Genomic DNA, 22435 nt, shown 5'->3' with positions numbered 1-22435 from the left:
GCGGCTACCGGGCGATTCCGCCTCAGCGGAGGATACGCATCAACCAATGCACGAAACATTGGCTCCGATGCAGCAGTCCCTTCCGGCTGTTCAAGCCGGAGGACCGCTTCAAAACCTACTGTTGAGGAAAAGGATGACCCAAGCTCTGAAAGGCAAACTCGCGCTCGTGACGGGCGCTTCGCGTGGAATCGGCGCAGCTATTGCGGCGCGTCTTGCGCGCGACGGCGCATCCGTCATCGTTCACTACGCATCGAGTGCGGCGCGGGCCGAAGCCGTCGTCAAGGAAATCCGCGATGCCGGCGGCGAGGCTGAGGCTGTCGGCGCCAATCTGTCGCAGCCAGAAGGCGTCAAGAGCCTCATTGGGTCGCTGAATGGTGCGTTCGGCGGCCGCTTCGAAGGGCGGCTCGATATTCTCGTCAACAACGCTGGCACAGTCGAATATGGGCCGTTCCTCGATTCGTCGGACACGTCGTACGACACGCACTTCAACCTGAATGTCCGCGCGCCGATCGAACTGGCAAAAGACGCGGCAGCGCGCATGGTCGCTGCAGGCTGGGGACGCATCATCAACGTGGGCTCGGCTTTCGGCGAAGCAGCGCCCTTGCCTGGCGTGACGCTCTACATCGCCTCGAAATTCGCCCTCAGAGGCTTTACGCGCGGGTTATCGCGTGAACTCGGGAAATTCGGCGTGACCGTGAATGCCGTCCAGCCCGGCCCGATCGATACAGAACTCGCTCCGCAACCCGGCACGGAAGACCACGCAACGATGACGAAGCTCGCAAGCGTTGGCCGTTTCGGAAAACCGGAAGAAATCGCGGCGGCCGTGGCTTATCTAGCCAGCCCTGAAGCAGGCTATACGACCGGGGAGAGCCTGACGGTCGACGGCGGATGGATTGCCTGACACGGGCCGGCAAGCATGTCGCTGGCACTGCGGCGGCGCCGTGATATCGGGGTTTGCAAGACCGTACCAACGGGCCGTCCAGTACAAATTTCACTAGGAGTACCAGGCATGACTACGTACATCGTTTTTACACGTGAGGTGACCCGAGATCAGCGTGAGCTGGACGCCTATCAAGCAAGTGTCGCAAAGACCTTCGTCGGCCATCCGATCAAAATTCTTTCGGCATACGGACCCCAACAACGGCTCGAGGGAATCGCACACAGTTGGCGGAACCGATGGGGACAGCATCAGGAGCGGCTGCGCGTCGCATGTGCGACCGCTTTCGCTTCGATGTCAGTGCCAGTGGTTGACCGCCTGAGGTCAATCGGAGACCCTCGCCGCCGAGGTGATCGGCCCTTACACGAAGCCCTTACCGACGAATGGCCAGGTGCAGCTATAACTCATCATGCTCAATCCGCAATGGCTGCGCACGTTCGCTGCGCTGACCAAACTCGGCAACTTCACGCGCGCGGCGGAACGGCTCGATCTGACGCAGGCGGCCGTCTCTCAACATTTGCACCATCTGGAAGATGCGCTCGGTCTGCTGGTGATACGCCGACCGCGTGCCATCGAACTGACGCCTGCCGGGCGCGCGTTGCTCGACTATTGCGAAGCGATGAAACAGGCACGCCGGCGGCTCGATGCGCGCGTGTCCGGTCCTGCAGAAGCCGGAGAGATCGGGTTGATCACACCAGAAAGCATTGGACTGGCGTTGTTTCCGCTAATGCTGGATTGGCAGGCGCAGCATCCGCAATGGAAGATTCGTTATTGTTTCGCGCCGGATCCTGAAGTGCCCGACGCGGTCCTCACCAATCGATACGAGCTCGGCATCGTCACATCTAAGCCCGATGATACGCGTCTCACCGCGAGCAAATTCATGCAAGTGCCCTTGGAACTTGTCGTGCCAGCGGGTGCAGAGGTGCGTGCGTGGAGCGATCTCGAAGCGCTCGGTTTCATCGATTATCCGGATGGGCGGGCGATGGCGAATCGCTTGCTAACCCGGCGCTTTCGGAAGAACGCAAGCATCGCGGACCTGCCGCGCAACGGTTTCAGCAACAGATCGCACTCATCCTCGAATTCGTGGCGCGCGGGCTTGGATTCACGGTCATTCCGCGTTATGCGCGGGCAGCGTTCGCGCGGCAGCACCAGATCGAAGTGGTGGAGTGCGCTTCGCCCGTGGTCGAGCCTTTATGGCTCATCCATCGCGCGGAATGGCCGTTACCCGCGCCCTGCGCGCGGGCGGTGAGGTATTTGGAGGAGCGGATGAAGGGGTAGTTCGCGATGATGGCTTATTAGACGCCGCCCCGATCTCGCACATGATGTCGGTCCCGCGTTGCACCGGCGTCCTCGAGACGTCCGAGGTCTCCTGAAAGCCGCCGCCCAACCGACGTGGCGCCGGCGGACCGCTCCGGGTCGAGGTTGTGTGAAAACAAGAGAAGCACCTCGGCGAGCACACGGATGTACCCGATCAATCGACGGACGATCGCATAAGTGCGTTCAAGAAAAAAAATTTGCCACGCGTCCCGGTCAAGGCGAGCCGCCGCTCGCCCTTATGTTCTTATCGCTTCGATCAGCGACGACGTACCCAGAATACTGATTGCTCGCTTTACGTTGTACGCCAAGATATGAAGGCTCATCTCGGTTCGCACCCGAGGAAGCGTTTTCGTCAAGAAGTGCGCCGAGCCCATCCAGAACTTGAGCGTTCCGAACGGGTGCTCGACCGTCTGCCGTCGTAATCTTGCAGCATGTGGATTCTTATCGAGGCGACGTTGCATCTCCTCAAGTACCTTCTCGTGCTCCCACCTCGCTATCCTTCGATACGGACTCGGCGTACATTGCGGTTTGAGTTTACAACTTGGACATGCTGACGGCCAATATTTGTGAATCGTCAGTCCCGCCTCGACCGTCTTGAAGCGCCAAATAGCTCTTTCTCCTGCCGGGCAGCGGTATTCATCTTTAGCCTCAATGTAAACAAAATCCCTTTTGTCGAAACGGCCTTCTGCCTTGCTGTTGGATGTCAGCGGTTTCGGAACTAACGTTTTGATGCCTTGCATCTCGCAGCGCAGGATCTCATCGCTTTTGTAGTAGCCGCGATCGGCAAACGCCGTCAATTTCTTTTGACCGATAGCGTCTCGCGCCATCTCCGCCATTCTCGCCAACTGCGCTCGATCGTGACCAACATTGACGACGTCATGTGCAACGATCATGTGACTCTTGAGGTCTACAGCGGTCTGCACGTTGTAGCCAACCATTCCCGTGCCGCGTCCACTGGTTGCCATTGAGCGGGCGTCCGGATCCGTTAGCGAGATTTGGCCATCGGACGCCTCGCGCATTAGCGCCTCAATTTCGCCGAGCTTCTGCACTTGTGCTTTGAGACTTTGGATCTTCTCTTTTAAATGAGGGATGCGTTCATCTGGCAGGCTCGACGGCTCTCGATCGGCCCGGTCCAGTTCATCCATATAGCGAGCAACGCTTTGTTCGAGTTGCTCCATGCGAGCCTGAAGCTTGCGGTCAGTGAAGTTCTTATCACGATTGTTGACCGCCTTGAACTTGCTGCCGTCGATAGCAACGGTAGCGTCTGTGAATAGCTTCAACCGACGGCAAAGCACCACGAACTCGCGGCACACTTTGCGGATTGCAACGCCGTTGTCCTTCCGGAAGTCAGCGATGGTCTTGAAGTCAGGCACCAGGCGGCCTGTCAGCCATATCAATTCGAGATTCCTTCGTGCTTCCCGCTCGAGGCGGCGACTCGACTGAATTCGATTCAAGTACCCGTAGATGTAAAGCTTGAGCAAGGTCGACGGGTGATATGCTGGCCTGCCCACCAAAGAGGGCGTGGCCCGCTCAAACCCAAGGCCTACTAGATCAAGCTCATCAACGAAAACGTCTACCACTCGTACTGGGTTATCTGCATCGACGTAGTCGTCGAGACACTCCGGTAGCAGTGCGACTTGATCTCGCGCCGCGCTTTCAATAAATCGCTTCATGGGCCACCATCGGAAGACGTGTTGACTAACTATAGGCAATCAACACGTTTTTACACAGCCTCGGTCGTAAGGGTGAGTTCACTGATGAAGGCAGTTGCCATCCGAATGCTCGCCGCCGCCAACGTCAGCGAGCCGGGAGGTTGCAGACGTAGCGCCCAGCCTCGTCCGAGTCGGTTAAGACCGAGCCACGCATCGACGAATTGGCGGTGCCGTGAAGGCGACTGGGGTGCGAGGACAGTTGCGTCGCGGTGACATCTGCGACTCAAAAAAAGAATGCCCGTCGACGACCGGCGGGCAAAGCGCGAGGGCACATCGCTGCATGCCCAGTTTCGAAAGTAAGGCAAGCAGCGGCGGGCGGCAATCTCAGGATGATTCAGAGAATTTCAGGGAAGGTAATAGACGGGGCCGCGCGTTACTTCCGGCGTTTTTCTGCAACTAATCGTCTGCCTCACAAATACCCTAGACAGCTGCGCCATCAATACCGTGCCGTCAGCGTAGTCGAAGCCCGACGGTCACCTCAGCCGCGGGCGAAATCAGCCGTCGTCAATTCAAGGCGTGCCGAGGGATGCGCGAGCAGCTTCCGATGAGCGACGGCGTAGATACGGTTGGCGCCATCGCGAAAAGTCTTCAACGTTTTGGCATCGTCCGCATCGGGCGGCAGCCAGAAGCAGGCCTCCAGCGCGGCGCGCGCAATCATGCATTCGATGGCGCCGTTCTTGCCCGCGAGGACGAAGATCACGCCGCGTCGATTGGCCGAAATCTGAGCTTCAGGGTCGAGTGCTTCCATTGCGAGCGAGTCGTAGTGCGAGTTCGAGCGATTTTGGCATGACGTCGCACGATTTGGGACGCGTGTCGCTTGACTGTGTGCGCCACAGCGCTCCTGCCCAAGTCCGTCACCAGTCGATGCGATGTTTCTCGTCGGTTTCCCGATGACGTCGATCATCGTCGATATGCAGGTACAGGCTTGTCGTGGTCAGCGATGCGTGTCCGAGATTGTCGCGTACGAGCCGCAAGTCGACCTGTTGGTCAGCCATGTGCGAGCCCGCGCTGTGGCGCAACCAATGAGCCGAGGCTTTCTCCAGCAGATCGGCGTGGGCAGCGGACGATGCGTCGCGCTCGCGTAGTCGCGCTGCGGCGCTCGCGAACACCGCTTTGACGATCGCATGCAACGCGGCGCGCGTCAGCGGCGCACAGGTCTTGGTGCCGTGGTTCGCTGCCGTCGCGCCGATCGGCAAGACCAACGGCGTATCCTCATTCGGAGAGGGGAGCGCGCTCAGCCCGAGGTGTTGTCGGTAACGCGAGAGTTCCAGCATCATTTCCCGCGTGGCCGGCACCAGACGGTCCTTGCCCCCTTTGCCATGCACGGTGAGCCACCAGCGCATCGTGCCATCCGCATCGCGCCGAACGAAGAACTGGCCCATGGTATTGGCACCGACCTCCGCGATGCGCAGTCCCCCGAGGTAGAGGAGGGTGAAGAGCCACCGTACCCGGTACGCATGAGCGATCTCGCGGTCGGTCTCCCGCGGCATGGTGGCGATGGTGTCCTTGACCTCCTGCCAGATGTTCGGCTCCAGATAACGAGTGATGCGCGGGGCCGCGTGTCGGGCGCGCTGTCGGGAAAGCGAGAGTGGATTGCCGGCCAGATAGCCCGCCTGCACCAGCCACGAAAATAATGCATTCAGAATCACGATCGCCTGGCGCTGACTGGCGGGCGACAGCGGACCATAGAACGGACGCCAGCGCACGTCGCTGCGCGCGTGCTTGCGGCCGCCGCCGGCGACCCACGTCGCGGCCGGTTGCGGATCGGCCAAGAACTGCTGATAGCGCAGGCAGTCCTCGTGCGTGAGCGAGGACAGTGGCTTGCCCACCATCACGACGGACCAGAGCAAGAGCCGCTCAGCATCTTTGCGGTAGTTCTCGAACGTGGTCTTGGTGTCCGTGAAGCGTGACAGCCACGCCCGGATCGCATCGAGATCGTTGTTGGCGGCGATCTGCGCGCGCCCGGTGACCGCGCGATTCAGGCCCGTGCTGCCGTCCAACTCGGACGGAATGACGAGCCTCTCCAGCGGCATAGGCTGAAGTGCAAGTAGGGTGGGCGGGGGCGGGGGCGGAGCGGGCGTCAAGATCACGTGAATCCGTTATCGACATTTCGACCATTGTAGCTAACATTATAAGCGTAATGTCAAAAATCCGGCGAGCGATCGTCAGATTTACTGCGAAATACGTTGTACTATAGAGGCGATCTCTGCCTACGTTGATCCATGTCCGACGTTTATTCTGACGAAGCGCGCCTCGCGGCCGATATCGAGCGGCTCAAGGTCGAATTTCCCAAGACGCGCGAGCTCTATCGCGAAGTGTGCGCGCTGCTGTTCTTCCGCTTCGGCGTCGCCCCGACGGCCAACCGGCTCTATAACCTGGTCCGGCGTGGCACCATGAGCACGCCCGCGTCGGTGCTGAGCGAGTTCTGGGCAGAGTTGCGCGCAAAGAGTCGCGTGCGCATCGAGCACCCCGACTTGCCGAAGGATCTGAGCGAGGCGGCGGGCGAACTGATCGGGACGCTGTGGACGCGCGCGACCACATCGGCGCACGCAGAACTGACGTCGCTGCGCGATGAGGTCGAAGCACAGCGCGCCGATGCGGAGCAGAAAGTCATCGCCGCACGGGAAGAGCTGGGCCGCACGGAGACGGCGCTGGAGCAGCGCACCGCGGCGTTGCTGACCGCGCAGGTGGAGATTCGTGAGTTGGAGCGGCAGCAGGCAGAAGAGGCCGCCACGCGTAAGGCGCTCGACGCGGAGATCAAGCGTCTCGGCGACGAAGCGGCCGCGCGCGACCGCGAGCTGGAGAAAATCCGCAGTACATTTTCCCGCGATCTCGAGAAGCTTCGAGAGACGGCGAATCGCGCCGAGGAACGCTTACGCGCATCGGAAAAGCGCGCGCTGTTGGAGATCGATCGCGAACGCAGCGCCGTGGCCAAGGCTCGGAAGGAACTGACGGAGGCAGCCAAACGGGCGGAAAAACGAGAGGCCGAGCATCGGCGCACCGTCGAAGCGCTGCAGGCGCAGCAGGGCGACACGCTCTACCAGAACGGGGTGCTTCAGGGCAAGGTCGCCGCGCTCGAAGCGGCACATCAGTCACTTCAGGAACAGTTGACGTCGTTGCGCACAGATGCGCGGCCGTCCACGCGCGTGCCCGCTTCCGAAGCCCGTTCGGGGCGAGCCGCCCGCAAGGCAGCGGCTGGCAAAACGGCGAGAGTGAAAGGTCGCCCGTAGATAATGACCGGACGGCGCCGGCGAGTCGCGCGGTCCAGGACCGAGTAGCGCGCCAGTCGCATTGTCGGCTGAAAGGAGCGAACAGATGAGAAGATCAGCAGAGAACAGGTTAAGGGTCGTGGCCGTGCGCATCGATCCCGTCATCGAGCAGCGGTTGCGCGTGTTGGCAGAGGCCACGGGGCGCAAGCAATCGTTCTTCCTACAGCGGATGATCGAGGAAGGCATTGAAGCGATGGAAGACACCTGGCTATCGCCGGACACGCTCGCCAAAGTGCGAAATGGTCACTTGGCCGAGTTGCTCGCTGCACACAGTACGACCTCGGATCTGTTCGACCTGGATGCCACCGACGCGGCCTCGTAGCACCGGCGGTCGTTTTTTCTCAAAGCGGTTCGGTAAGATCGCGTACTTTCAATAGTGAGGAAGAGACTTCAATGAACAAGCAGGAACTGATCGACGCGGTTGCGTCGGAGTCGGGTACGAGCAAGGTCGCGGCAGAAGAGACCATCAATGCCGTGTTTGAGACGATTTCGAAAGCGGTGGCTGCCGGTGACGCCGTTCAGCTGATCGGCTTCGGATCGTTTGGGACAGGCGAGCGGGCCGCGCGAACGGGTCGAAATCCGCAGACGGGTGAGACGATCGAGATCGCGGCAGCCAAGACCGTCAAGTTCACGGCCGGCAAAAGTTTCAAAGACGCCGTCAAGCAAGCGTGAACCAGGGCGGCTTCAGTCATGCCGCCGCTTAGAAGAGCTGGTCGTCCAACGGCTGCAGATTGTTCAGCTTGACTGCCGTGAGGCGTTCGCTGCCGTCCGCGTGGATCGAGCGGATCATGATCCGTTGGCCACGCGCTTCGCCCAGCACCTCGACGATGCGGTCCTCATAGCGCACAAGCGTACCGCGAGGCGGTTTGCGTTTGATGCGGTTGCGGCCGGTCGAAGAAGGCATAGGGCGTCAAAGCTCGTGCGTCGATCGCATTATGCCAATTCGCAGCGGCGGCGCCACATCGTTTAGTCGGTTACGACACAAAAAGAGAAGGGGGATCGTCATGCGCCGCATCGTGGTACGTTCTTCGCCGGTCCACGGACGCGGCGTATTTGCACTCACCCAGATCGGTGCTAACGAGAAAATCCTGGAGTACAAGGGAAAGCGCGTGTCGTGGGCCCAAGCGCAGCGCCAGTATGCGCGCTCGGCCGCCGAAGACGGTCACACGTTCTATTTCGATCTCGACGACGGGCGCGTGATCGACGGTGCACTGGGCGGCAACTCAGCGCGCTGGGTCAATCACAGCTGCGCGCCGAACTGCGAAGCCGAGCAAGATGGCAGCCGGGTTTTCTTCCACGCGCTGCGCGACATTGAGCCGGGCGAAGAGTTGTTTATCGACTATCGACTTTTTGTGGAAGGGCGAAAAACAGCTGCGCTCAGGACGCTCTATGCGTGCCGCTGCGGCTCCGATGCGTGTCGAGGCACGATGCTGGCCGGGCCCTGAAACCGCCGACGAAATGATGTTCACGCATCACCGACTATCGCACTTCGACTACGGCACCCCAACTACCGCACCCGCTCGACCGCGACGACTTCGACGCTCTAAATATGCCGACGGAACGTGACTGTCATGCCCTCACCAAAATGGACCTTTGTTTCGCGCTTCCGACGCAACGCATTCGGATGGAGATCGTCGCTGCCCATCCAACGCCTGAAGGAAGCGGTATCTGAGATTCGTTCGGTCGCCCGCGCCGATGGTGCGCTTGCCGCCGAAGGGGCCGTTCTTCTTCTTGAAAAACTGTCGCCGGCACTTGAGCAGGTCGATAGTTCCTCGGGCGCACTGGGCAGCGCGGTCAACCGCGCGATTGAGGCGCTCGTCCCGCTGATCGCCGCCGCCGACGTTGCGCCCGCAGTACGAGAGCGCTGGCTAGAAAGGCTTTTCGAGGCGTTGCAGGACGATCAGATGCCCTACATCGAGAGCCTCGGCGAACATTGGGGAAGCTTATGCGTGACGCCCGAGTTGGCATCTCAATGGGCGGATCGGCTGTTGCCGCTCGTCACGCATGTGCTGCAGGCTGAAGGGTTCAACTACTTCGTCGGTGTCGTGCCGTGCTTGAGTGCGCTTTACGCAGCCGGCCGCTTTGAGGAAATCGTTGAGCTTGTGCATCGCGATCGGCTCAGTTCCTGGTGGTATCGGCGGTGGGCCGTCGAGGCGCTGGTCTGCCTCGGACGTCCGGGCGACGCACTTCGCCTTGCTGAAGCGAGTCGAGGGCTGAATGCGCCCGAAAGCGCGATCGCACGCGTCTGCGAGACGATCCTCCTCGCGTCCGGAATCACTGAGGAAGCCTACCGCTATGCGATTGCCGCCAATCGTGCTGGCACTTACCTCGCAACGTTCCGCGCGATCACCAAGAAATATCCCGGGAAAGCCCCGGAAACGATCTTGTCGGACCTGGTTCGAAGCGAGCCCGGGTCGGAGGGCAAATGGTTTGCCGCCGCCAAAGACGCGGGGCTATTCGATCAGGCCATTGCGCTGTCCAGACGGAGTCCCACCGATCCGAAAACGCTCATACGAGCCGCGCGAGATTTCGAGACGAAGCAGTCCCGGTTCGCGATGGAGTGTGCGCTGTGTGCACTGCAATGGATGGAGGCCGGCTACGGCTATGAAGTCTCGATGACTGACGTCACCGATGCCTATGACGCCCTCGTCGCAGCGGCAAGTGCGAGTCAGGTTTCGAAGGCGGCGGTGGACAACAGCGTGCGACGCCTCATTCGCAATGCGGACTCGCTTGTTGGGCGAGCATTGCACACGCGAATCGATGCCGACAGGCGCTAGAAAAGAAGAAAACGGCATTGCTGATACAGCGCGTCGGCGCCGTTTGCGCCTTTGCAGGAGCCCGGCAAGGACCTAGCCCCTAGTCAAGGTCCGATACACGGCTCCGCATGCTTCCTTGACTTCTCGTGAGCCTCGATACGCTGGTCTCAACGGATCAGGAGATGCACAGCGTATGAAGTCAATCGTAGCGAACCGAAATCATCAAGTGCCGGCTACTTGTCCCGGCGTGCCGAAGCGGACCTCCCTGGAAGCGGATCGTGAACTCGCTCATATACAGAAAGTGGTGAGAGCAGTACGCGCAACATGCATTCCGTTGCCGATAAGCGTTCAATATTGGAGAACGCGCCTTCATGAGCTTCGCATTGGCTATACGTTGCTTCCCGTCCAACTTGCCCGACTGTCCGCGCTTGAGCTTGACGTCGAGAATATCGCACAAGGACAGGTGGACATCGGCACGAGCGACGATCGTCGCGCGGCGTAGAACCTAAGCGCATTGTAAGCGCGCCGTCGATCAGCGACGGCCCGGGTGGTCGAGGAAAAATCGCACCATCTCGGCGCTGGCATCGGGTCCGGCGGGATCGGTATAGCTACCGTTCGAAGAACCGCCTGACCAGGCATGCGGCGCGCCATGGATAGTCCACAGTTCCGCGGCCACGCCCTCCGGGGTCGTCGTCCGACGGACCGTATGTTTGCGTGCTCCGTTACCCATCGACGCGGATGATCCGGATGCGACATCGCTCGCGGTGAATCCGCTCACCAGAGCGATGGCGTTGACGTGATGCACCGTCGCGTCGGCATCGCCGTGAAAGACAATGAGCGGGCACTGAGGTGTCGACGTGCCCGCCAAGTTTGCATGCCCGGCTTTTCCGGTTTTTGCCCTGCTCTTGCCACCGCGCATTGCTGCGAGCGCGGATGGCAGATCGTGTGCGCATCCGACGGGAAGACCAGAGTGAACACCTGCGGCCGCATACAGATCGGCGTAGCGCTGCGCCATGATTGCGGCCATCGCGCCCCCGGCCGACAGGCCCGCTACATAAACCCGGTTCGGGTCCACGTTGTGTTGGGCCATGACCTCGCGAGTGATGCCCGCGATCAGCGACGGTTCGCCCTGCTCACGTTGCTGATCCCCCGGCTTGAACCAGTTCCAGCACTTGGAGGTATTCGCCCCCTGTGACTGAATGGGATACGCGACCATGAAGCCGTGGGCCTCTGCGAGCGCGTTCATTTGCGTGCCTGCCGCGAAATCATCAGCGTCCTGCGTACAGCCATGCAGCATCACGATCAGCGGCACGGGAGCATCGCGATAGCTGCTCGGGGTGTAGAGCTTGTAGTCGCGCTGGCCTGCGCCATTCGCATAACGTCGAGTGGTGAAATATCCGCAATCCTCCACGTCGGCGACCGTTTGCCTGGACTGCGACGCTCGCCGAGGTTGAAAGGCATCGGCAAAGCGCGTGCGCGTCGTGTCGATGCGCTCTTCGTGGCTTGCCGGCGCCTCGTCTGTCAGCTCACCGAGCATGGCACGTTTCACGATCTCCGCCGCCGCGGCGGGATCGCTGTTGCGAAAGCGCGCGAACGCCTCTTTCATCGAGTCCAGAAAGCCTTCGTTGAGTTTCATGTTTTTTCCGTTATCGAGCAAAGGGTCAGGCGGCTAGCGGATTCGATCCGCGAGCGCCGCCTTGACCGCGGGTGATGCATGAAGGGCGCCGCGAACCAGGATCGAGTCAATCGTTGCCAGTGCCAGTTCGGGCGTTACGTCAGGGGCGATGCTGGCTAATCCCAGCACCTGGATCTTGAGTCGCTGATTGGCTGCGCGCGTCGCTTCGAGATCTTGTCGCGAGAAGTACTGGAGCCCTAGCACCAGTTCACGCCGGGTCACCGTATCTTTGACGACCGGTGCATGAATCGACAGTTGATTGCGGATCGCCGTGCGGATCAAGTCCGTGCGATTCGAGTAAAAGCCTTCTTCCACGAGCAGATCGATCTGGCCCAGGTCCACCGGACCGAGGTTGATCGTGATCTTTTCCGTCTCGCTGCCGCGTGACCGTTCCAAGGGTTCTTTCGCCATGCGCCCCTCTAGACCTCCTGCTACCATCCACGTGGATGGTTATAGGCAATTTCAAGGATCCTGCAACGGATAATTCACCCGGCCTAATTTGCCCGGCGATGCGCCTGAGGAGTTGCGGCGAAAAAACGTCAAAGGCGGACAGGGAGGTGGGTGACAATCCCCGGAGCGGGCTCTTGAGACTCATCGGTCGTGCCCAGGGCAATTGCTGTGACTTCTTAGGCAACGAGGCCGGGTTGGCGCCGGTTCCGGACGCGAGTAAATCGACTAATCTGCCTCTTCACAACGTTCTCTGAGCACGATGACGGTACTGCAGACCATGCAACAACTGGATATCTTCGCTGACAGCCGCGACGTGATATTGCGTAACGATGTACTGGAGCCGTTGCAGCGGCGCGCTGCGCAAGCAGCGCAGGCGGCACTGGTGCTTTTGGCCAACGAATATTCGCATGACGGCGCGTTATCCTCGATGACCGTTCTCGTCGAGCACCTTCAGCGCCGATCGAACGCACCCTTCGCTGATCATGCAGCCCTGGCCATCGCCCGTCACGACCTTGAGGGCGCGGTGATACCCGCCGCCCTGCGCGCACTGCCCGCGCACACCGTGCAGGCCTGGCTGACTCCGAGCTGGAGAACGCTCGCCCAGCGGGCCACAGGCCTAGTCTATTCCGGCGCCGAAGCAGAACACCACGCCGCGCCGCTTTGGCTACGCGCGGGCGACTGGCAGTGCGCGCGGGAATCGGTCGAACAGATTGAGTCCTGGTGGCGCATCCCGGCGCCCCTCGCGTGGATGACTGAGGCGCGCTACCGCGCGGATGGCCTGGATGCCGCGTGGCCGCTCCTCGCAGAACTGGCGTGGCTCGCACCCGCCCGGTTCGCAGCGTTGTTATCCTCATTGAGCGACGCTTCGCTTGACGCCCTGCGCCGGCGCTTCGATGCCGAATTCCCTGGCACCGGCGAATTGGACGATTACGCGTGGTTCGCGACGTGGCTGCTGGTGGTCAAGCCAGCACTGGCCGGGCAACTGGAAAAGGCGCGGGTGCGTCGAGACCAGGCGCCATCGCGCGCAATGGCGTTGCTAGGGGAGATCCTGCGTAGGGAGCACGAAGGGGATCAGCACGAACTCATCAGGCTGCGTCAGGAATTCAGCGGGCTGCACGGCGCGCTTTTTGAGGCGTACATGGCCACACGCAAGGTCCAGCACCGATAAGCGCAACGCGATCGACCGGTACGCGCGTCGCCGGCCACTTGTTCGTGTGGGACCGCGAGGCACGGAGGCATCATGACATTGAAGGCGCAGTGGTATCGGGACAAGCTCGCGAAAAAGAGCCGCAAAGGATTCTGCGGCTACCCAGCTGCAACGGTTGCCTTCTATGGGCCAGACGACACACATGCAACGAAGGTCGCGGTCGGCATTGTCCAGTACGAAGGTGCGGATGCCGATCCCATGGAGCGGTGGTTTTGTGCCTCCACCGATGCGAGAACCGATCCGGAAGTCATTGAGGCAGTCGTCCGGTTCATCGACCAGCACAGCGTCAGGTCCGTCGTATCGGCCAACCGCATCATCGGCTGTCCACATGAGGAAGGCATCGATTATCCGGAAGGCGAAAACTGCCCGCTGTGTCCGTTCTGGGGCAATCGTGACCGGTGGAGCGGTCAGAAGATCCGTTGAAGGCGAGAGCCCAGGTGCAGGCGAGGGCTCATCGATGAACGTTGAACAACCTCAACAGTTCTTCGCGGAGGTCCGAAATATCGAGCACGTGTTGCGCGCGCGTCACCGCAACGTAAAGCAGTCGCATCTCGTCTTCATCCAGCGTGAGTCGACCATTGACGAGCACGAAGCGGAAATCGTTCACGAGTCTGACCCGCTTCCATTCAAGCCCTTTGGCGCGGTGGACCGTCGAGATGACGTAGTCGGCTTCGCGTTCGGGCGTCAACCGCTGCGCGAGCGCGCGGAGATAACCGGTGCCGCGCTCGTCAATTATTTGGACAATCGGAAGCAGATCTTGTCCGGGTGCACTGCGCGCGAATGACTGCACCTCCTTCCAGCTTTCGAACAACGCAAAGGCCAACGGGCGGAAAGCGCGTCGACCTGCGAGCAACTGATCCGCGCCGTCCGCGAACGCAACGATTTCGCTGGAATTCATGCGAATCGCCGGCCGATGGCCCATTTCGAGACCTGCAGCCAATTGCCAGATGGCCGTCGCGTTCTTTCGGCACAGGATGGCATCGACCGGCGGCGAAATCGCGGGATCTTCTACCATGATGGAGCCGATGCCCGACTGGCCACGTATCGGTGTGGGTTCACCAAGGAGCGCGAGTATACGGCTCGCGAGCGCGGCGAGCGTCTGTCCAAAGCGGAAGGATTCAGTAAGCGGTCGCTCTGGCGCGTCGATCTGGGCCATGGCATTGACCGCAGCTCGCCATTCGTAGATCTGCTGATAGGGGTCCCCTACGTAGATGATCTGGGCGTGGCGCTGTTGGCCGAGCACGGACAGCATGACGCCATCGCTGTCCTGCGCCTCATCGAAGAGGATGAAGTCGGCGTTGATGCGCGGATCTTGCTGCGCCCAGACCTTGAGATAGACATCCGGCAAGATGGCGCTGCGCCCGCGTGGATGAATGCTTTCGTGCCACAGGCGCTCGACACTCGGAAGCAGGTTTTCACGTAGCCAGTCGGCAGCCGTTTCATGGACCTTCTCGTCGACCGGGATGTGGTACGCGCGTGGCACCGCATCCGGCGAGCGACAGAATCGACCCAACCCGTCGACGATCATTCTTCCGATTTCGAAAGGCGTGATCTCGACGTCTTTGCCAGTGATGGTTGGGACCTCGATCGCGCCGATTCCGTACCGAGCGGACAATTCGTGGAGCGGCTCAGCGGGAAGATTCACACGCGAGGTCAATGTCGAAGGCACGCCCGCGTACGCGAGCGAATGCACGGTGCGCGCGCTGACATTTGGCGGAAATCCGCGGCGCGCCGAATCTGCGATCTCTCGATTGAACGCAAGGTAAGCGCCGCGCCTGCTCGCAAATTGACGAGCGACCAACCGCAAGGTCGACGTCTTTCCGGCCCCGGCATATGCCTTGACTTTGAGATCACCGCCGCCGAGCGCTGCTTCTACGACCGCGTCTTGTTCAGCTGTTGGTTTGAAGGAGGAGGGCATGGTGACCAGGACAAGGGTGCGGTCACGAGTCTACCGGAGTCTCGCACGAGCCGAATCGAAGACGACACCAGATCACAGGCACGGTGAAGGTTGAGGCTCACTTGTCTTAAGGTTTGTTCGACGCCTGCCCATGCCGCCTGCCCGCAAGCGCGAGACAGCGTATGCGGGCAGGCGTTGGACAAACCTGAAGAGTGTCGGTCAAAAATGGAACCGAATGTGAGCCGCGCCGATGCGCGCGAAGTTCGCGCGATGGAAGCAGCCAGAGTTCTTGTGCAATACGGTCCGTGGGACGGGAGGGCAGTTCATGGCCAAGGCCTATGGATGGCCGACCGTGCTTCGTTCAAGAATTGCTTCGTCACAGAAGACGGGCGTCGCGCCGTGTCACGGTCGGCACGAACGGTTCAGGAGCGCGACGCTTCTCGGACAACTTTCGGTCGAGCAGACCTTCGCCGCTCACCAGAAATACGTGGCCTTCACACCGAAGGTACGCGGCGCCGCAAACGCGTAGCGGTACGAGTCATCGAACGTGTATTCCTCGGCGGCCGTGAAGACGCGCTGGTTGGTCACGTTGCGCACATACGCCATCAGCTCGATGTTCTTGCGGTTCGGTATCCAGGTCGCCGAGAGATCCGCGGTTAGATTCGGCTTCTGATAGTCGTCGCCGTAGTTGTATATTGTGAAGTGCTGGCCCGTCTGAAACTTCGCGTTCACGCGGCCGATGAATTTTCCCGCGTCCGTGGTCCACGCATGTTCGAGCCCGACCCCGATGGTGAAGGCCGGGCTTTGCGGCGGCGCGTTGCCCGCCAGCTGCACGTTCTGGCCGCTGCCGTCATCGACGGCGAAATCGGTGAAGCGCGCATGCAGCCACGCCACCGACAACGTCACGAGCCCGACCGGGTCGATCAGCGCACGGATATCCGCATCCGCGCCGTAGATGCGCGTGCGTCCCGCGTTGACGATCTTCGTACCCACGCGCCCGTCCGCGAACGGCACGAGCTGCGCGATCTGCTGGCCCGAATAGTCGTAGTCGAAGACGCTCGCGCTGATCTGCACGCGCTGCGCGTTCCACAGCGACTTCGTGCCGATCTCGATGCCGCGCAACGTCTCCGGCGCATACGATCCCGACGATGAAAAGCCGCCCGACTTGTAGCCGGTGTCGTAGCGCACGTAGTTCATCATCGCCGACGTCGGCGCGTACTCGGCCGCGACGTGGACGGTTGGCTTCGACCACGAGCCCGAGTCGTTCTGCGGCACGTGGGTATAGTCGAACGGCGGCTCTCCCGAGTTCGCGAAGAAGTATTCGCCGTCGCGGCTCTTTTCATCGTGCGTGACGCGCATGCCGGCGGTCAGCCGAATCTTGTCCGTCACCCAGTACGACGACTGGCCATACGCCGCCGTCGATGTCGTGCGAATGCCGTAGGCGAACGCGAGCGTGGGCAGATAGGCGCCGCCATCGAACGGCGACTCGTTCGCGCTGTACAGCGACGAAGACTCGTGGAAGTACGACACGCCCGCCTGCCACGACCATTGTCCATCGCCCAGCGAGCTCACGCGCACTTCGTGCGTCTGCGCCTTCGGAAACTCGTTCTGGCGATATGAAACCGGGTCGGCGAAGCTCGGGCTGCTGTCGGCAGCATGACGCCAGGTGAGATTGTCGTAGCTGCCGGTGTAGCTGAGTTCGACGTGCGGGAAGTCGTACGCGATGCTCCAGCGCGCGACCGTGTCTTCGATGCTCTGCGCTTGCGCGGTCGCGTAGGTGAAGGTGCGCGGATCGGCGGGGAGGGGCGGCTTGTCGTGCGAGAGATTGCCGTTAGCGTCGTAGAGGTAGGGGATGTCGAGCGACACTGGACCCACGCCGTTCAAGGTCGTCTGTTGCGCGGTGAACAGCATGCGCAGATGCGAAGTCGGCTCCAGCGCGACGGAAAGGCGACCCGAGCGCGTGTCCTCGTCGTCGCCGTCGGCCTGCGGCGCGTTGTTCACGTAGCCGTCATGCCGGCGCGAGATCGCCGCCACCCGAAACTGGAGCACGTCGTTCACGGGGACGTTCACCATCGCATCGAGATTGCGCGCGGCGTAGTTGCCGAGATCGACCGATGCGCGGCCTTCGAATGATCTCGAAGGCTTCGACGTCACGATATCGACGATGCCGCCCACCGCGTTGCGCCCGTACAGCGTGCCTTGCGGACCGCGCAGCACGGCGATGTGATCGAGATCATAGAGCGTGCCGCTCAGCGCATACGGCCGATTGTTCGAGCTTCCGTCCGTCACGACGACCACCGAAGGATCGCCGATCTCGGTCGTGTCGCGGCTCGAGATGCCGCGAATCGTGAGCACCGGCACGACGGTCTGCACCTGCGCATAGTTGAGGTCGGGCGCGATCGAGGCGAGGGACTTGATATCGCTGACGCCCGTGCTTTCGATGAAGGCATCGCCATAGACGCTCATGGCGATCGGCGTGCGCTGCTCGGCCGCGGGCTGCCTTTCGGCCTTGACGATGATCGGCGTGAGCTGTTGCGCGGCCGGATCGCTTTCAGCGGCCCACGCGCTCGACAATGGAAGGACGCAAGCCCCGAACGCGCCGACGAAAACGAGACGGATACGACGCGCGGCCGTCGAAGCACGACGGCTGGATGCGACCTCGAAACACGGGAAGGACATGACAATCGCAGACTGGGTGCAGCACAACACCTGCGATTGCGACGGAGGCTGTCGGACACTGCCGGCCGTCCCCGCTCTCCGATGGGAATACGACCTGGTGGAAAATTTACTGCGCCATGGCGCGGGAAAGCGACGAATTATAACGTTCGTTGCCGGTGTTCGTGATATGCCGACCCGCGAGACTCAGCGCTTCTTGGCCTCTTCGAGACACGCCGCCAGTTTTTCGAAGTAGTCGAGCGCCTTGCGCGTGGGCACCACGGTCTTGATGCGCAGATCGTCGCTGCTCTCGTCCACGGACACGAGACCCTGTTTCCTCAGGTTGGTCAGCTTGCGATGCACGGTGGCCGGTGCGCCCGCGACAGAAAGGGCCATCGTCTCCGTGACCGTCAACGTATGGCCCGCATGCCACGACGCCGTGAGCGCTTCCAGGAGGCGTTCCTCGGCGGCATCGAGCTTCGGCACCGAGGGCAAAGCCTGGACAGCCTGAGCCAGATTCAGGAAGCGAAAATAAGCATCGAAGACGCGCTTTCTGGACATGAAGAAGCGGTTGAATGAGAACGGCGTTCATCATAGCATCGGCGAAAATCGATGTATGAGGGCGGCCCTAGTATTTATCAGTGTGATAAGTAAGTGCTAAGATAGTTGAGACAGCGAGGGCCTGGCGAAGACATCGATATTTCTCTTGCCCGAGCGGCTATCGGGGGCACGAGCGTGATTCAACGACGCGATTTCACTTACATCACACCGACTTTCATCGAGCAGGAAATCGATCATCTGGCGAGGATGATCCGTTCACGCCACTGGCATCGAAGCGCCGCGTGGCCGGTGTCGTACTGGCGCGAGCGCATCGAGGAGTTGCGGCACGCCCCGGCCGTCGCGCCGCTCCAGCAGGAGGGGCTACGCTCGCTGCTCGTCGAGCTGGAGCGAATCGCCGCGCAGCTCGATCCCGCTGCGAGCTACGGCGAGCTTCCGCAAGCCGACGCGCACGCGGCCAGCGTGGCTTTTGGCAAGGCGCGGCGATAACGTTTGCTGCGCGCCCGTCCGTGAAGCCGGATGAGCGCTGCGGTAAGATACGTCCGCCGCTTACTGGCTCGTCACGCCAATGTCTTCGTTTCTGCTTCGTTTATGTTCCGTCGTCGGAACGGCGCTCTTTTTCGTCGCTTCGCTCTGGGTCAATCAGGAAATCTTCGTTCACTCCGAGTTCGTGCGCGGGGTGAACTGGGTCTATCTTCCGGCCGGCATCCGGCTGCTCAGCACGCTTCTGCTCGGCGCGGACGGCGCGCTCGGACTGCTGCTCGCGAGCTGGGTCGTCGACTTCTTTTATTTCTTTCCCAATGACCCGGTGCGGTCGTTCGTCGGCGGCATCATCGCGACGGCCGCGCCTTATGCGGTCTATCGGCTGGCGCGCGAGACCTACGGGCTGAACGCATCGCTGTCGAATCTGACGGCGGGCAGGCTCATGATCCTCACCGTCGCGTACGCAATCGCCGGTTCGTTGCTACACAACATCTGGTTCTATCTTCAAGGCGACGCGCAGAACATCACGTCGAGATTCCTTGCGATGTTCGTCGGCGACCTGGCGGGAACCGTCATCGTCATCTACACGCTCAAGGCGCTGCTGCATTTTCTGCCGGTGCCGCGCGGCCCGAAAGCACGTAGCTGGCAAGATCATTAACGGACCCCGCTGGCCCCGGGGCGCCGCTCGTCTCTGAGATTCAGAGTCGTCATACCAGTGATGTCGTCACTCTACCATTTGCTTATCAATTTGATAATATATGGCAAAGAGCGATACGCCGGCAGGCCGCCCAGCAGAATAACGAAATCACGATGATTACCGAACCTACCCTGAGCGGTGCAAGCGCCTCGACAACGAATGCGCGGGAGGCCGACGACCGCTATGCGCAGCGGCATACGCTGCAGATTGCGGTATGCCTGCGGACGTTGCTCGGGCGCCGCGATTTCCTGACAGTCGAGTTCGGCGATATGCAGATCGTCACGCAACTGCTCGACGTCGATTCGGGCCGCGCGCATTTTGTCTTCGATTTCGGCAGTACGGCGAAAGACAATCGCGCGCTCGTCGATGCGGACGAGCTTACGTTCCGCAGCCAGCCGTCGGGCATCCGCACGCATTTCGTGACAGGCGGCGCCGTGGTGGTGACGTTCGAAGGGCGTCCGGCCTTCGAAGTGCCGTTTCCTGCAGTGCTTCATTACGTGCAGCGCCGCGAGTTCCATCGCGTCGATACGCCCATGTTCGATCCCTTCGTCGCGAGCGGGCTCGACGGAGCGGGCGCCGCGTTCCGGCTCGAACTGCAGGACCTTTCGCTTGGCGGCGTGGCGCTGCGTATGCGGGATGCACGCTTCGAAGCGCTTGCGGCGAGAACCGTGTGGAACGACGTGCGGCTTCAGATGGGCGGACTCGGCGCGGTGCCGGTCGATCTGGAGGTCGTCGCGCCCCGGCAGATAGTGACGCCGACGGGCGAGCATCGAACCGTTCTGGGCTGCCGGTTCATTCACCTAAAGGCAAATGCGGAGCGTGTGCTGCAGCGTGCGATCACGCTGCTGGAGACCCGCCGCAAAGAGCATACGGCGCGCGATTAATACGGACACGCGCCGCGCTTCTGGCTCAATCGGAACATTCATTATCAGCGTCGCGAACAAAGTAATTCACTGCGGATGAACTCGCTGCTTTTCTTTCCGCGGTGAAGGCGGGCGGAACGGCGACATTGGAGACGCCGCGACGAAGAACGGCCTCATTTCGCGGCTAAAACACGAGGGTCCCGAGCCAAACCCAAGGACGATCGATCGTGCCGGAAGATTTTTCCTTACCGTTATCAAAATGATAAATATATCTGTTAAACGTCATACTGCGGCGCGCCAGCCGCTGCTATTCTCTTCGATCACAACTTCTTTTGGTAAGGGACGAGCATGGCAACGGGTACTGTGAAGTGGTTCAATGACGCAAAGGGCTATGGATTCATCACGCCGGATGACGGAGGCGACGATCTGTTCGCACATTTCTCCGAGATCCGAACAGAAGGTTTCAAGTCATTGTCCGAAAACCAAAAGGTGAGCTTCGAGATTAGACAAGGACCGAAGGGCAAGCAGGCGGCAAACATCCAGCCGCAATGAGCTAACGCTGATACAACGGCCGGCGCCAGCACGGCTTGTCCAGCAATATGACGGGAAGTTGTTCGGGGCCCCGTCGCAAGGATGAATCTGAGAGATCTATAACAATATGACACTAGCATTTGACGCACTGACCAGCTTCACACCCAGAAACCTCGACTCTGAAATCGAGCATCTTGAACACGTTCTCGCCGGAGACGCGGCGACCTCCCTATTCGGTCGAACTTATTGGCGCAATCGCGTCGTCAAGGCGCGTGCGACGCCAGGACTAGTACCCTCGCAACGCTCACGACTCGAGCGTCTGTTGTCCGTCTTGACTGATCCCGCAAGACGCCCAGGCTAGTCGGCTGCGTCATTGATTTCGCACCGGACGAACCCGGCGTGAAGGGATCTCACAACATAGGGACGCGGATGGAAGGACCTGCGACCGGCGATTGCAAGGTCTTGCCGCAACGATCCATGCCCACGTGGATCGTTTAGAAAATGCTGAGGCGGCAACATTCTGCATTAACGCAGTCGATCGCTCTGTAGGAGAGCAGACGCGTTTTCAAGCACGCGAGTTCAGATACAGAACAGAACTATTAGGATAGTGAGAGTTATCTTAACAGCGGCACCTGAATAGAAATTTGATCGACGCTGAATGATGATTGATCAACTTGTCTTATTCGCATCCCGTGTCTTGAGCCAGTGGCGCGCGGGTATCACCCAGTCGGACTTCGCCTTTTAACTGAAAGCCCTATCTTCAATGCGATTCTCCTGCATGTCCGCCGCGTTAGGAGCGCCTTGCGTTGTGTTAGCCAAGAGAGGGTCGCGTCATCGCAATTGCATTGGAAATAATCGTGACGCCGAGTATCAGAAATCGCGACTTAGCCTGACGCACGATGACCTTGAAGCGGATCGGCTGGCGTCCCTATCTATCTAGCCGGATCGCCAAGAAGGGGCGTTCGGCGGCCGAAGAACATTCCGCGACGATCGGCTGTTGGTGGCGCAGGAGCGAACATGCACATTGCCACGCCTGTTTAACGACTGCTATTGGGCAGTCTGAAGGGCGCTTAGGGTCGACCTCGGTCGACTGGTTTTCGGTGTCTGCGATGCAGCTGCGAGGGAACCGCTGTGCTAATAGCCCGAGCGGGTGAAAAGGGAAGCAGATTCTGTGTGTTATAGGCGTTGATCTCGACTGCCAAGCCTTCGAGATCCGGCGACACTTTGCCGAAGCAAAGCATCGCGACGTCGAGCTGGTAATCCTGCACGCACAGCAATGCGCGTTGCACGGCGACGATGATCCATGCGCGTTCATTGCCGAACGCGCCGCTGCCGACCATGGCAGAAACACCTTCGGATTGCGGTTCGTCAGCGATTGCGCGCGGGCCGACAGCAGCGCCGATTTCTAGCTGGCTTGCATCACCAGCG

General features: G+C 60.7%; 22 protein-coding genes and 1 pseudogene. 13 read left to right on the top strand and 10 right to left on the bottom strand.

The genetic code is table 11. From position 1 onward, the window contains the following. The first annotated feature begins 133 nt into the window (after window positions 1–133). Both ACEN42_RS42100 and ACEN42_RS42095 read left to right on the top strand, forming a co-directional pair. Window positions 134–901 carry an SDR family NAD(P)-dependent oxidoreductase gene (locus ACEN42_RS42100; protein WP_213233135.1) on the top strand — a complete coding sequence of 256 codons (768 nt, stop codon included), beginning with the start codon at window positions 134–136 and terminating at the stop codon, window positions 899–901. A gap of 445 nt (window positions 902–1346) precedes the next feature. Next, window positions 1347–2215, top strand: a pseudogene (locus tag ACEN42_RS42095) (LysR family transcriptional regulator). Between the two features lie 275 nt (window positions 2216–2490). Here ACEN42_RS42095 and ACEN42_RS42090 read toward each other — a convergent pair. From ACEN42_RS42090 to ACEN42_RS42080, 3 genes are all read right to left on the bottom strand, one after another. After that, window positions 2491–3927 carry an IS1182 family transposase gene (locus ACEN42_RS42090; RefSeq protein WP_371884250.1) on the bottom strand — a complete coding sequence of 479 codons (1437 nt, stop codon included), beginning with the start codon at window positions 3925–3927 and terminating at the stop codon, window positions 2491–2493. A 517-nt stretch (window positions 3928–4444) separates the two neighbouring features. Beyond that, the gene (locus ACEN42_RS42085) at window positions 4445–4714 is read right to left on the bottom strand and encodes a DUF1488 family protein (protein WP_371884249.1); all 270 of its coding nucleotides are present in this window, start codon (window positions 4712–4714) and stop codon (window positions 4445–4447) included. 106 nt (window positions 4715–4820) lie between these two features. Continuing rightward, window positions 4821–5999, bottom strand: coding sequence for a tyrosine-type recombinase/integrase (locus tag ACEN42_RS42080; RefSeq protein ID WP_371884248.1), 1179 nt, complete (start codon window positions 5997–5999; stop codon window positions 4821–4823). Window positions 6000–6188: 189 nt separating this feature from the next. Here ACEN42_RS42080 and ACEN42_RS42075 point away from each other — a divergent pair, with 189 nt between their 5' ends. The 3 genes from ACEN42_RS42075 (at window position 6189) to ACEN42_RS42065 (ending at window position 7907) form a co-directional block, all read left to right on the top strand. After that, window positions 6189–7196 (top strand): DNA-binding protein, encoded by a 1008-nt coding sequence (locus ACEN42_RS42075; RefSeq protein ID WP_371884247.1) that lies wholly within the window; start codon window positions 6189–6191, stop codon window positions 7194–7196. Window positions 7197–7281: 85 nt separating this feature from the next. Continuing rightward, entirely contained in the window at window positions 7282–7557 is a 276-nt protein-coding gene (locus tag ACEN42_RS42070; protein ID WP_371884246.1) for a hypothetical protein, read from the top strand. A 71-nt stretch (window positions 7558–7628) separates the two neighbouring features. After that, the gene (locus tag ACEN42_RS42065; RefSeq protein WP_371884245.1) at window positions 7629–7907 is read left to right on the top strand and encodes an HU family DNA-binding protein; all 279 of its coding nucleotides are present in this window, start codon (window positions 7629–7631) and stop codon (window positions 7905–7907) included. A gap of 28 nt (window positions 7908–7935) precedes the next feature. Here ACEN42_RS42065 and ACEN42_RS42060 read toward each other — a convergent pair whose 3' ends face one another. Further along, window positions 7936–8139 (bottom strand): hypothetical protein, encoded by a 204-nt coding sequence (locus ACEN42_RS42060; protein WP_371884244.1) that lies wholly within the window; start codon window positions 8137–8139, stop codon window positions 7936–7938. 100 nt (window positions 8140–8239) lie between these two features. Between ACEN42_RS42060 and ACEN42_RS42055 the strand changes: the two genes are divergently transcribed. Both ACEN42_RS42055 and ACEN42_RS42050 read left to right on the top strand, forming a co-directional pair. After that, entirely contained in the window at window positions 8240–8680 is a 441-nt protein-coding gene (locus ACEN42_RS42055) for an SET domain-containing protein (RefSeq protein ID WP_371884243.1), read from the top strand. Window positions 8681–8806: 126 nt separating this feature from the next. Next, on the top strand, window positions 8807–10012 hold the full coding sequence (locus tag ACEN42_RS42050; RefSeq protein WP_371884242.1) for a hypothetical protein: 1206 nt from the start codon (window positions 8807–8809) through the stop codon (window positions 10010–10012). 511 nt (window positions 10013–10523) lie between these two features. Here ACEN42_RS42050 and ACEN42_RS42045 read toward each other — a convergent pair. Next, a complete protein-coding gene (locus ACEN42_RS42045; RefSeq protein ID WP_371884241.1) occupies window positions 10524–11627 on the bottom strand; it encodes a PHB depolymerase family esterase in 1104 nt (367 codons plus the stop codon). 33 nt (window positions 11628–11660) lie between these two features. Then, on the bottom strand, window positions 11661–12077 hold the full coding sequence (locus ACEN42_RS42040) for a CopG family transcriptional regulator (RefSeq protein ID WP_371884240.1): 417 nt from the start codon (window positions 12075–12077) through the stop codon (window positions 11661–11663). A gap of 298 nt (window positions 12078–12375) precedes the next feature. On the opposite strand from ACEN42_RS42040, the gene ACEN42_RS42035 reads away from it, so the two are divergent. Both ACEN42_RS42035 and ACEN42_RS42030 read left to right on the top strand, forming a co-directional pair. Beyond that, window positions 12376–13284 (top strand): hypothetical protein, encoded by a 909-nt coding sequence (locus ACEN42_RS42035; protein WP_371884239.1) that lies wholly within the window; start codon window positions 12376–12378, stop codon window positions 13282–13284. A gap of 72 nt (window positions 13285–13356) precedes the next feature. Then, window positions 13357–13746: a hypothetical protein gene (locus ACEN42_RS42030; protein WP_371884238.1), complete on the top strand. Its 390-nt coding sequence runs from the start codon at window positions 13357–13359 to the stop codon at window positions 13744–13746. Between the two features lie 28 nt (window positions 13747–13774). Here ACEN42_RS42030 and ACEN42_RS42025 read toward each other — a convergent pair whose 3' ends face one another. The 3 genes from ACEN42_RS42025 to ACEN42_RS42015 all read right to left on the bottom strand — a co-directional run bounded on the left by ACEN42_RS42025 (window position 13775) and on the right by ACEN42_RS42015 (window position 18436). After that, window positions 13775–15241, bottom strand: coding sequence for a 3'-5' exonuclease (locus ACEN42_RS42025; protein WP_371884237.1), 1467 nt, complete (start codon window positions 15239–15241; stop codon window positions 13775–13777). Window positions 15242–15694: 453 nt separating this feature from the next. Beyond that, window positions 15695–17899, bottom strand: a complete 2205-nt coding sequence (locus tag ACEN42_RS42020; RefSeq protein WP_371884236.1) for a TonB-dependent receptor — start codon at window positions 17897–17899, stop codon at window positions 15695–15697. Between the two features lie 183 nt (window positions 17900–18082). Beyond that, on the bottom strand, window positions 18083–18436 hold the full coding sequence (locus tag ACEN42_RS42015; RefSeq protein ID WP_371884235.1) for a winged helix-turn-helix domain-containing protein: 354 nt from the start codon (window positions 18434–18436) through the stop codon (window positions 18083–18085). 174 nt (window positions 18437–18610) lie between these two features. Between ACEN42_RS42015 and ACEN42_RS42010 the strand changes: the two genes are divergently transcribed. The 4 genes from ACEN42_RS42010 (at window position 18611) to ACEN42_RS41995 (ending at window position 21028) form a co-directional block, all read left to right on the top strand. Then, complete coding sequence (locus tag ACEN42_RS42010) at window positions 18611–18922, top strand: hypothetical protein (protein ID WP_371884234.1); 312 nt, start codon at window positions 18611–18613, stop codon at window positions 18920–18922. Between the two features lie 79 nt (window positions 18923–19001). Further along, window positions 19002–19574, top strand: coding sequence for a hypothetical protein (locus ACEN42_RS42005; protein WP_371884233.1), 573 nt, complete (start codon window positions 19002–19004; stop codon window positions 19572–19574). Between the two features lie 152 nt (window positions 19575–19726). Further along, complete coding sequence (locus ACEN42_RS42000) at window positions 19727–20497, top strand: flagellar brake protein (RefSeq protein ID WP_371884232.1); 771 nt, start codon at window positions 19727–19729, stop codon at window positions 20495–20497. Between the two features lie 327 nt (window positions 20498–20824). Then, the gene (locus ACEN42_RS41995; RefSeq protein ID WP_371884231.1) at window positions 20825–21028 is read left to right on the top strand and encodes a cold-shock protein; all 204 of its coding nucleotides are present in this window, start codon (window positions 20825–20827) and stop codon (window positions 21026–21028) included. Window positions 21029–22077: 1049 nt separating this feature from the next. Here ACEN42_RS41995 and ACEN42_RS41990 read toward each other — a convergent pair. After that, entirely contained in the window at window positions 22078–22347 is a 270-nt protein-coding gene (locus tag ACEN42_RS41990; protein WP_371884230.1) for a hypothetical protein, read from the bottom strand. Between the last annotated feature and the right edge of the window lie 88 nt (window positions 22348–22435).

Source organism: Caballeronia sp. S22 (assembly GCF_964261745.1).
GTDB classification, from domain to species: Bacteria; Pseudomonadota; Gammaproteobacteria; order Burkholderiales; family Burkholderiaceae; genus Caballeronia; species Caballeronia jiangsuensis.
The sequence above is the reverse complement of the archived record's forward strand: the minus strand, read 5'-3'. Positions and strand labels throughout refer to the sequence as shown.

What these genes read in the sequence shown, in the direction of transcription:
- ACEN42_RS42020 (WP_371884236.1), bottom strand. Translation starts at nt 17,899, where the DNA reads ATGTCCTTCCCGTGTTTCGAGGTCGCATCCAGCCGTCGTGCTTCGACG.
- ACEN42_RS42030 (WP_371884238.1), top strand. Translation starts at nt 13,357, where the DNA reads ATGACATTGAAGGCGCAGTGGTATCGGGACAAGCTCGCGAAAAAGAGC.
- ACEN42_RS41995 (WP_371884231.1), top strand. Translation starts at nt 20,825, where the DNA reads ATGGCAACGGGTACTGTGAAGTGGTTCAATGACGCAAAGGGCTATGGA.
- ACEN42_RS42000 (WP_371884232.1), top strand. Translation starts at nt 19,727, where the DNA reads ATGATTACCGAACCTACCCTGAGCGGTGCAAGCGCCTCGACAACGAAT.
- ACEN42_RS41990 (WP_371884230.1), bottom strand. Translation starts at nt 22,347, where the DNA reads ATGGTCGGCAGCGGCGCGTTCGGCAATGAACGCGCATGGATCATCGTC.
- ACEN42_RS42070 (WP_371884246.1), top strand. Translation starts at nt 7,282, where the DNA reads ATGAGAAGATCAGCAGAGAACAGGTTAAGGGTCGTGGCCGTGCGCATC.
- ACEN42_RS42075 (WP_371884247.1), top strand. Translation starts at nt 6,189, where the DNA reads ATGTCCGACGTTTATTCTGACGAAGCGCGCCTCGCGGCCGATATCGAG.
- ACEN42_RS42050 (WP_371884242.1), top strand. Translation starts at nt 8,807, where the DNA reads ATGCCCTCACCAAAATGGACCTTTGTTTCGCGCTTCCGACGCAACGCA.
- ACEN42_RS42080 (WP_371884248.1), bottom strand. Translation starts at nt 5,999, where the DNA reads ATGCCGCTGGAGAGGCTCGTCATTCCGTCCGAGTTGGACGGCAGCACG.
- ACEN42_RS42065 (WP_371884245.1), top strand. Translation starts at nt 7,629, where the DNA reads ATGAACAAGCAGGAACTGATCGACGCGGTTGCGTCGGAGTCGGGTACG.
- ACEN42_RS42045 (WP_371884241.1), bottom strand. Translation starts at nt 11,627, where the DNA reads ATGAAACTCAACGAAGGCTTTCTGGACTCGATGAAAGAGGCGTTCGCG.
- ACEN42_RS42090 (WP_371884250.1), bottom strand. Translation starts at nt 3,927, where the DNA reads ATGAAGCGATTTATTGAAAGCGCGGCGCGAGATCAAGTCGCACTGCTA.
- ACEN42_RS42100 (WP_213233135.1), top strand. Translation starts at nt 134, where the DNA reads ATGACCCAAGCTCTGAAAGGCAAACTCGCGCTCGTGACGGGCGCTTCG.
- ACEN42_RS42060 (WP_371884244.1), bottom strand. Translation starts at nt 8,139, where the DNA reads ATGCCTTCTTCGACCGGCCGCAACCGCATCAAACGCAAACCGCCTCGC.
- ACEN42_RS42025 (WP_371884237.1), bottom strand. Translation starts at nt 15,241, where the DNA reads ATGCCCTCCTCCTTCAAACCAACAGCTGAACAAGACGCGGTCGTAGAA.
- ACEN42_RS42005 (WP_371884233.1), top strand. Translation starts at nt 19,002, where the DNA reads ATGTCTTCGTTTCTGCTTCGTTTATGTTCCGTCGTCGGAACGGCGCTC.
- ACEN42_RS42055 (WP_371884243.1), top strand. Translation starts at nt 8,240, where the DNA reads ATGCGCCGCATCGTGGTACGTTCTTCGCCGGTCCACGGACGCGGCGTA.
- ACEN42_RS42015 (WP_371884235.1), bottom strand. Translation starts at nt 18,436, where the DNA reads ATGTCCAGAAAGCGCGTCTTCGATGCTTATTTTCGCTTCCTGAATCTG.
- ACEN42_RS42040 (WP_371884240.1), bottom strand. Translation starts at nt 12,077, where the DNA reads ATGGCGAAAGAACCCTTGGAACGGTCACGCGGCAGCGAGACGGAAAAG.
- ACEN42_RS42085 (WP_371884249.1), bottom strand. Translation starts at nt 4,714, where the DNA reads ATGGAAGCACTCGACCCTGAAGCTCAGATTTCGGCCAATCGACGCGGC.
- ACEN42_RS42035 (WP_371884239.1), top strand. Translation starts at nt 12,376, where the DNA reads ATGACGGTACTGCAGACCATGCAACAACTGGATATCTTCGCTGACAGC.